Source organism: Pseudomonas fluorescens (assembly GCF_902497895.1).
GTDB classification, from domain to species: Bacteria; Pseudomonadota; Gammaproteobacteria; order Pseudomonadales; family Pseudomonadaceae; genus Aquipseudomonas; species Aquipseudomonas fluorescens_BP.
On sequence record NZ_CABVHQ010000161.1, the window covers coordinates 1 to 908 of the forward strand.

General features: G+C 59.8%; 2 protein-coding genes. Both read left to right on the forward strand.

All coding sequences use genetic code 11. From position 1 onward, the window contains the following. A partial coding sequence (locus tag F8N21_RS30320; RefSeq protein ID WP_412071692.1) for an electron transfer flavoprotein subunit beta/FixA family protein occupies window positions 1-261 on the forward strand: 261 nt, incomplete at its 5' end. 15 nt (window positions 262-276) lie between these two features. Further along, on the forward strand, window positions 277-908 hold a 632-nt coding region (locus tag F8N21_RS30325), incomplete at its 3' end, for an electron transfer flavoprotein subunit alpha/FixB family protein (RefSeq protein ID WP_150645603.1).

Consider the following 908-nt stretch of genomic DNA (forward strand, 5'->3'; position numbering starts at 1 on the left):
CAGACAGTTTCCCTGAAACTGCCAGCCATCGTCACCACCGACCTGCGTTTGAACGAGCCGCGTTATGCGTCCCTGCCAAACATCATGAAAGCCAAGAAGAAGCCTCTCGAAGTGCTGACTCCGGACGCTTTGGGCGTTTCCACCGCCTCCACCACCAAGACCCTGAAAGTCGAAGCGCCGGCTACCCGCAGCGCCGGTATCAAGGTCAAGTCGGTGGCTGAACTGGTCGAGAAACTGAAAAACGAAGCGAAGGTGCTTTGAGTTAAGGAGCCCGAAATGACTATCTTGGTTATTGCTGAACACGACAACAAAGTGCTGGCCCCGGCCACGCTGAACACCGTGGCTGCTGCCGTGAAAATCGGTGGCGACATCCACGTGCTGGTTGCAGGTCAGGGCGCTGGCGCCGTGGCTGCAGCCGCTGCAAAAATCGCCGGCGTGGCCAAAGTGCTGGTGGCCGACAACGCCGCCTACGCTCACCAACTGCCGGAAAACGTTGCGCCCCTGGTGGCCGAGCTGGGCACTGGTTACAGCCACATCCTGGCTGCCGCCACCTCCAACGGCAAAAACATCCTGCCACGCGTCGCCGCTGCGCTGGACGTTGACCAGATCTCCGAGATCATCTCGGTAGAAAGCACTGACACCTTCAAGCGTCCGATCTATGCCGGTAACGCCATCGCTACCGTACAGTCTTCGGCTGCGATCAAAGTGATCACCGTGCGTGCCACCGGTTTCGACCCGGTTGCCGCTGAAGGCGGTTCGGCGGCTGTTGAAGCGGTCGCTGCTGTCCACGATGCTGGCACCTCCAGCTTCGTCGGCGAAGAGCTTGCAAAATCTGATCGTCCGGAACTGACCGCTGCCAAGATCGTCGTTTCCGGCGGTCGCGGCATGCAGAACGGCGACAACTTCAA